Below are 7070 nucleotides of genomic sequence, written 5' to 3' on the forward strand. Positions count from 1 at the left end.
TGGCCCACCTCATACGCCGGTCCGGCACGCGGTGTGTCGTACGCCACTGAGCCGCACCGGCGGACCCCCCGGCGCCGCGCCCCCGCCGGGCCCTGGGGAACGGCGTGCACCTCCCCCGAATGGCCGGATCAATTCCTGCGGATTCCCGTGTACGAAATTGCCCGGAAGATCAAACACGCTTCCGAACGGAACCCCGGGGAAATGGGCCGCAAGATCACGGAGGTTCTTCTCCGCACCCGGAAAAAGTAACCGCCCTGAGACGAAGTCCACATCACATCGTCATCACAAAGCGGCCGGATTGGCCTGCACACACACTCACTCGCTGTAACGTCGATTGGGTGCGTACCGACATCTTCGCCCGCCTGGACCGGGAGCCGGAACCGCCGAAGATAGTGGCACCGCGGATGAGCCGTCACCGTGCCGCCCTCTTCGGCGGGACGTTGGCGTTCTATCTCGCCATCGTCTTCGCCGTGCTCGTGACGTCCTGGCTGGTGGTCCTGGACTGGAAGGTCATGCTGTTCCGGCCCTACCAGCAGTGGCCCGAACTGCACGCCTTCCTCGACTACTACGTCGTGCTCGGCCAGCGCGGCCCGACAGCGGTGATGGTCGCCTGCTGGCTGGGCTGGCGCTCCTGGCGGCAGCACACGCTGCGGCCGCTGCTGGTCCTTGGCACCTCCCTGCTGCTGCTCAACGTGACGGTGGGCGCGGTCAAGCTGGGCCTGGGGCGGCTCGGCCCGCACTACGCGACGCAGATCGGCTCCGCCGAGATGTTCGCCGGCGGCGATATATTTCCCTCCGGACACACCGCGAACGCCGTTGTGACCTGGGGAATCCTCGCCTACCTGGCCACCACGCCCCGGGCCAGGCGCTATCTGTCGGCGGTCTCCGCCACGGTCTCCCTGGGCGTCGGCCTCACCACCGTCTACATCGGCACGCACTGGCTCAGCGATGTGGTGCTGGGCTGGGCGGCCGGGCTGCTCATCCTGCTGGCGCTGCCCTGGTTCGAGCCGCTGATCGCCCGGGCGGAGAGCTGGATCTTCGAGCTGCGCGAGCAGTGGCGCGAGCGGCGCAGGGCGGGCCGTCCGGCGCGAGCCCCCGAGGGCGTCCCGCAGCCGGTACTGCTCCCCCAGTCGATCGCCGCCGAGGGCGCGGCCGTCACGGCCGGCGCCGGCACTCCCGCCGCCCACCTGGCGACCGGGGCCCGGGCCCGGGCGCACCATGTACCCCCCGTCTGCCCGGAGCGGCCTCAGACGGCTCCGGTGGGCACCCGCCGCCCGCAGCCGCACCCGGAGCACGGCTCCCGGGGCACCGCGAGCCCGGCCCCGGCGCGCCCGATGACGGGCGGCTAGGGCTCCTTACGCACCTCCCCGGCACGGCGAAGGCCCCGACACCGCGGTCGGGGCCTTCGCCGTGCGGCCGTAGCGGGAGCTGCGGGTGTCAGCCCACCCAGCAGCGGGTCACCGTGGCGTCCTCGACCTGGAAGTTGATCCGTCCGGAACGGAACTCCATCGTCAGGACCGTGCCCGGCGGGACCGCCCGGACGGTGTCCCAGCCACGGCTTCTCGCCTGCTGTTCGGCGGTGTCGGCGCCGAGGCCGACGTACGACTCGGGGGCGTCGTCCGGCTGTGCGGGAGGGGTCGGTAGTGAGGCCATACCCCTCACCGTAGGCGGCTGCGGACGAGGACGGAAGGCCGCAGCCCCGAGGCTGCGGCCCGCATCCCGCGCGGCGTCCCTCCGGCTCCGCATGTGGCGTCTTCCCGCACTCCCGGGTGCTGGCCCCCGGCGTCCCCGCGTGCCATCCCCCGGCATCCCCGCGTGCCGTCGCGGTCACGCTTGTGTCACAGAATCCCCACACCTGCATATCCCGGCCTTTTCACTCGAACGGCCCGCCCGGAAGCGGGGATACGAAAGGGTCGGCCACCTCGTGCGGGCCGGCGGCGATACCGACGCGCACGCTCCGGAAACACCTGAGGTGGCCTGCTGCCTTTACCGTCCGGGAGCTCGTCACCCAAATGGCCCGGACACCTGGATTTCATGCTCTCTTATATCCGCCTTATACTTCCTCACGTTTTCTCCCCGGGCCTCGCCTCCCGGACGGCGGGCGGTATATCACGATCCGGGTCCGGCGAGCGCCCGGCTGAGCCGGTCCCGGGCCCGGGTCATCACCTCGGTGAGTGCGGGCGGCTCGACCACCTCGAAGTCGATCCCCATGAGCAGCACGTGGATCACCAGGACCTCCAGGTCGGGCGCCCCCGCGGTCAGCCGGCAGGTCCGCTCGTCGACGGGCTCCAGCACTCCGGCGGAGGGTGAGATGTGCCGGGCGGCCTCCTCAACCGGAGCCTTCAGAAGGACCACCGCCCGCGCCGCGTAGGCGGAGACCGAGACGCCCTGGGAGACATAGGCGGCCAGGTCCTCGGCGGGTGGCGGCCGGGGGGTGAATCGGGGACCGTGCGGCGGGGTCGGGGTGATCCGGTCCACCCGGAAGGTCCGCCAGTCCGCCCGGTCCAGGTCCCAGGCGACCAGGTACCAGCGGTGCTCGGTGCAGACGAGCCGGTGCGGTTCCACGGTCCGGCGGGAGTCCGAGCCGCCATGGGAGCGGTAGGAGAAGCGGAGCCGCTCGCTGTCCCGGCAGGCCCCGGCCAGCTCGGTGAGGAGGGCCGGGTCGACGGTGGAGGTGTCCGCCCCGCGCAGCATCGGCACGGTGAAGGCGCCGAGCGCGCTCACCCGGCGCCGCAGCCGGTTCGGCAGTACCTGCTCCAGCTTGGCCAGCGCGCGTACGGAGGTCTCGCCGATGCCCTCGATGCCGTGGCCGGCCGCCGTGCGCAGCCCCACGGCGACCGCGACGGCCTCCTCGTCGTCGAGCAGGAGCGGCGGCAGCTCGGCCCCGGCCCCGAGCTGGTAGCCGCCGCCGGTGCCGGGGCTGGCGTTCACCGGGTAGCCGAGCTCGCGCAGCTTGCCGACGTCCCGGCGCACGGTGCGCGGGGTGACGCCGAGCCGTTGGGCCAGGTCGGCGCCGGACCAGTCCCGGTGGGCCTGCAGCAGTGAGAGCAGGCGCAGCAGCCGTGCCGAGGTCTCCAACATGGGGACGAGTCTGCCAGGGCTCGCGGACAGCCCCTGTCCGCGAACGGATCAGCCAGTCGGGGGTGTCAGCCGTACGCAGAGGTCGTTCGCCGCGGTGTAGCAGGGTGCGGCGAGGACGCCGTCCGCCACCGGACGGCTCGGGTAGACGAAGGTCTTCTCCCGGGACCAGACGTCGTCGAGGATGCGGGAGATCCTGACAGCCTTCGCGCCGGCCGACGGGATCACCCACAGCCGCCAGAGCTGCTCCCCGGATACGGGCCCGTCGGCCAGCGGGACGTAGGGCAGGGTGAAGGCGAAGCCGCCGCCCGGCTGCCCGGAGGCGGTGAGCGGCACCCGGTGGACCCGGGCGGGCTCGCCCGGCAGCCGGGCCTCCACCATGGCCCCCTCCCCCGCCCCGGCCCCGTACAGCGTGCCCTCGGCACTCATGCCGGACGGGCCGACACGGATGGCGCCGGCCTCGGCGTGCGGGGCCCGGACCCAGCAGCGCAGGGCGAGGCGGCCGTCCAGGGTGGGGTAGGGGACCCGGGAGCGGATGGTGGCGGTGCCGGTGTCGGGGGTGCGGTCGACGAGGGCGCGCAGATCCCGCAGCCCCGGGAGGACGGTCAGGCTGTCTTCGGAGCCGGGCTCCTGCACGTACGCGTCCCAGCGCCCTTCGGGCACGTCGGCGGAGGGCGGCAGCACCGCCCGCAGCCGCCCGGGAGCGCTGCTGGTCAGCGGGAGCCGGATGGTGGTGCCCGCCGCTCCCCGGCGCCGCAGGAGCAGCACGGCCTCGGGGCCGGGGGCGGTGGCGGGAGCCAGGTCGAAGGTGAGCGCTCCGGCCGGATCGACGGCGCAGTCGGCGCGCACGGTGGCGGTGGCGGTCACGCGGTCCTCCCCTTGCGGAGCACGTCGGCGGCCTTGTAGCGGAGGGCGTACGCCCCGTCGAGCACGGTGCCCCGGGTGCGGTGCAGCGCGGTGCGCAGGGGCCCGTGACCCCGGCTCCGGGCACCCTGGGCGATCAGGTCGGTGAACAGGCTTTCGTGGCGCTCGGCGATCCGCGCCGGGTCGAAGCGTGCCGAGGCGGAGAGGGCGGCACGGCCCATCCGGTGGCGCAGGCCGTCGTCCTCGATCAGCTGGAGCAGCGCGGTGGCGATCGCGTCGGTGTCGCCCACCGGCACGAGCCGGCCGTCGGTGCCGTCCTCGATGATCTCGGCCGGTCCGTGGGGGCAGTCGGTGGCCACGACCGGCAGTCCGCCGCGCATCGCCTCCACGATGGTCATGCCGAAGGACTCGCGGTCCGAAGTGACGGCGGCGATCGACCCCTTGGGCCACTCGGCCTCCAGGGGCGTGGCGGAGCCCATCAGGAACACGTGGTTGTGCAGGTCCAGTTGGTCGATGAGTGCGCGCAGCGTGGTCTGTTCGTCGCCGGAGGCGTCCGCGCCGCCGTAGATCCGCAGCCGCCAGTCCGGGCGGACCGCGGCGACCTGGGCGAAGGCGCGTACCAGCAGGTCGTACCGTTTGACCCGGTGCAGCCGGCCGGCCGCGACGACCCACTTCAGGTCGCCGCCCGCGGGCGGGCAGGCGGGCTCGGGCACGGCGTTGGGGATGGCCTCGATCCGTACGCCGGGCAGCTTCATCCGGTTGCGGTAGTCCTCGGCGTCGGCGCGCGTGACGGTGGTGAGGGCGTCGAGCAGCGTGTAGCGGTGGGCGATCTCGCGCCGCAGACGGTAGCCGTGGTTGTCGAGCGTGAGGTGCTCCTGCCCGACGCGCACCGGGCCCCGGCGGGTCTGCCTGCTGATGTGGACGTTGAGGCCGGGCCGGGTGCCGACGACGACATCGGCTTCGAGCCCTTGCAGGTGGGCGGCGATCCGGGCGTCGGTGAGCTTGCTGTACTGCTTGTGCCGGCTGTCACCGCGCGGGAACACCGTTGCGGGCCGGGCGTGTTCGGCGTCGTCACCGTCGTACGTCGCGCTCTTCTTGCGCGTATCGACGAGGTGGCGCAGGGTCACGCCGTCGGGCGCGCCGAACGCGGGTGCCTCGCGGTGCCGGAAGACGGACACGATCTCGACGTCGTGCTGTTCGGCGAGGGTGCGGGCGAGTGTCAAGGTGGTGCGGATCGTCCCGCCGATGCCGTACGCATTGTGCAGAAGAAATGAAATATGCATGGCGCCGCCGTTTCCCCCTGGTCTGGCCGTCTCTCGCGACTGTACGTCCCGGCGGTTCACCCCCCGGAATACGTCCGGAATCCGGCTGGATTCCGCTGTGGAATGCGTCGTGGCGTCCGGTGCCCCCGCGGCGCCGCCGGAACCATGGCTGACCAGCAAGTTCACGGAAGCCGTGGATCCGCTTCACCGTCGGCGGCCGGAATCCGGCACATACGCCGGGGGCGACCGGTTCACCTTCCGGCCGCCTGCCCGCCACCCGTTTCGGCGACGCTTCCCTCCGTGCTTGACGTGAGGAAAGGCGGGCAGGTTGCCTGCGTCCGGAAAAAATATCCGGAGAATTTCCCCGCCCTGGCACCCCGGCTTTCGGGGCTTGGCGGTCGACTCCTCGATCTAGCGATCTGTCGACCCGGTCCCCACTTCCGTCCCCGTCGGCGCGTGACCCCGGCCGCGGATCCCGCGTTGTCTCTTCATGAGCCGGGAACCCCCCGGCCCACGCACCGAGTTCGAGGAGCCACCCGTGCCGCGCATGCTCGACGTCAGCCAGGACGTACGCGCCGAGATCGGCGACGACGAAGCCGACCGGCTGCTCGTCGGCGACGACACCCCCGGCAGTTACGACTGCACCTCCTGCCGCACCCCCGGCGACTCCGACCAGGAACGCACCAGCACGGTGCTGTTCATCGGGGACGAGACCGCCGTGCTCGCGTTCGCCCACGCGACGTGCATCCCCTCGCAGGTCGTCAAGGTCGCGGAGGACCAGCTCCAGGGCGCGGTGCGCAGTATCACCGGCAGCGAGCAGAAGAACACGGAGGGGCGCATGCCCGAACAGGCCGTCCTCGGCATCACCAGCGGTCTCGTTCTCATCGAGGACGATGTCCGCCCGGCCCTGGTCGTCGAACCGACCGGACCGGTCGCCCGGCCCGGCACCGACGGCAGCGGGGGCGACGAGTTCCTCCCGTTGCTGCTGGAGCAGGGCTTCCACCCCGCCCCCGACCTGAACCGGCTGCCGGAGGTGCTGCCCGGCTGGTCGGTGCTCCTCGCCGTGGGCCAGCTGCACGCCGTGCTGCAGCCGGGCTCCGGCGGCGGCAACCCGGTCGCCTGGTGGCAGGCCCACCAGCCGCTTCAGGTCACCGACGGCTGGCGGGCCGCGGTCAACAAGTCGCAGACGGTCCTCGTCTTCGCCGCGCCGGCCGGCACCATCGGCCAGCAGCCGCGCGAGGACCTGCTCCGGGACGCCCTGGAGAAGGCCGCGGTCAACGGGGTCCTGGTCGCCGCGTCCATGCCGCTGGCCGGGACCTGATCGTGTCCGCCCCGCTCGGAAGCCCCCGCCGAACAGCGATTTCTCCGGCGGGACCGCATCCGACGGGCGGTGAGGTCGTTGGCACCTACGTGCACTCATACGACCCCTCCCGCCAGCACCAGAGCCAGATTCCTGCCATGCGTCCCTCGCAGGAGCCATCGGTGGGCACGTCCGCCACCCCGATCTACGACGCGCTGTACTCCGAGTACCGGCGCTCGTTCCGGGCGTTGCCGGGTGACCGGAGCGGTGAGGAGAACCTCCGCTTCCCGGCTTTCAGCGCCGGGCTCTTCGCCTCCCGGGCCCCGCTGGGCGGCAGCCACCCCTCCCCGGCCGGTCAGAGCCGCCACCCCGGGACCGGCAGCGTCCAGAGCCAGCACACCGGGACCCTCGGTTCCTGGCAGCGGGTCGGCCGGCACGCCGGGCGTCCCCGGCCGGCGGCGCTTCCGCCGGGCTCACCCCAGGGCGAAGTCCACCCGACACCGACGCCACTCCCCAAACGGGGCTGTCACCTGACGGACAGTACGCCTGCCACATACGCATCATGT

Annotated in this window: 6 protein-coding genes and 1 pseudogene; 3 read left to right on the plus strand and 4 right to left on the minus strand. The window is 72.5% G+C overall.

The window, feature by feature from the left end:
* Positions 1–338 precede the first annotated feature (338 nt).
* Positions 339–1349 (plus strand): phosphatase PAP2 family protein, encoded by a 1011-nt coding sequence (locus ABZ154_RS28710; RefSeq protein WP_356837286.1) that lies wholly within the window; start codon positions 339–341, stop codon positions 1347–1349.
* A gap of 88 nt (positions 1350–1437) precedes the next feature.
* On the opposite strand, the gene ABZ154_RS28715 is transcribed toward ABZ154_RS28710, so the two are convergent.
* The 4 genes from ABZ154_RS28715 to ABZ154_RS28730 all read right to left on the minus strand — a co-directional run bounded on the left by ABZ154_RS28715 (position 1438) and on the right by ABZ154_RS28730 (position 5225).
* On the minus strand, positions 1438–1653 hold the full coding sequence (locus ABZ154_RS28715) for an I78 family peptidase inhibitor (RefSeq protein WP_356837287.1): 216 nt from the start codon (positions 1651–1653) through the stop codon (positions 1438–1440).
* A gap of 456 nt (positions 1654–2109) precedes the next feature.
* Positions 2110–3081, minus strand: a complete 972-nt coding sequence (locus tag ABZ154_RS28720; RefSeq protein ID WP_356837288.1) for a YafY family protein — start codon at positions 3079–3081, stop codon at positions 2110–2112.
* A 48-nt stretch (positions 3082–3129) separates the two neighbouring features.
* A complete protein-coding gene (locus ABZ154_RS28725) occupies positions 3130–3945 on the minus strand; it encodes a transferase (protein ID WP_356837289.1) in 816 nt (271 codons plus the stop codon).
* Entirely contained in the window at positions 3942–5225 is a 1284-nt protein-coding gene (locus tag ABZ154_RS28730) for a glycosyltransferase family 4 protein (protein ID WP_356837290.1), read from the minus strand. Before ABZ154_RS28730 ends, ABZ154_RS28725 begins: the two co-directional genes overlap by 4 nt.
* Before the next feature lie 517 nt (positions 5226–5742).
* Between ABZ154_RS28730 and ABZ154_RS28735 the strand changes: the two genes are divergently transcribed.
* Together ABZ154_RS28735 and ABZ154_RS28740 are read left to right on the plus strand one after the other, a co-directional pair.
* A complete protein-coding gene (locus ABZ154_RS28735; protein WP_356837291.1) occupies positions 5743–6525 on the plus strand; it encodes a hypothetical protein in 783 nt (260 codons plus the stop codon).
* A gap of 137 nt (positions 6526–6662) precedes the next feature.
* Positions 6663–6980, plus strand: a pseudogene (locus ABZ154_RS28740) (hypothetical protein); the annotation flags it as partial.
* Positions 6981–7070: the final 90 nt, after the last annotated feature.

The sequence above is a fragment of the Streptomyces sp. NPDC006261 genome (assembly GCF_040613515.1).
In the GTDB taxonomy this organism is placed as follows: Bacteria; Actinomycetota; Actinomycetes; order Streptomycetales; family Streptomycetaceae; genus Streptomyces.

Bases quoted from the DNA above. Each gene is read 5' to 3' on its own strand.
- ABZ154_RS28715 (WP_356837287.1), bottom strand. From the start codon at position 1,653: ATGGCCTCACTACCGACCCCTCCCGCACAGCCGGACGACGCCCCCGAG.
- ABZ154_RS28720 (WP_356837288.1), bottom strand. From the start codon at position 3,081: ATGTTGGAGACCTCGGCACGGCTGCTGCGCCTGCTCTCACTGCTGCAG.
- ABZ154_RS28730 (WP_356837290.1), bottom strand. From the start codon at position 5,225: ATGCATATTTCATTTCTTCTGCACAATGCGTACGGCATCGGCGGGACG.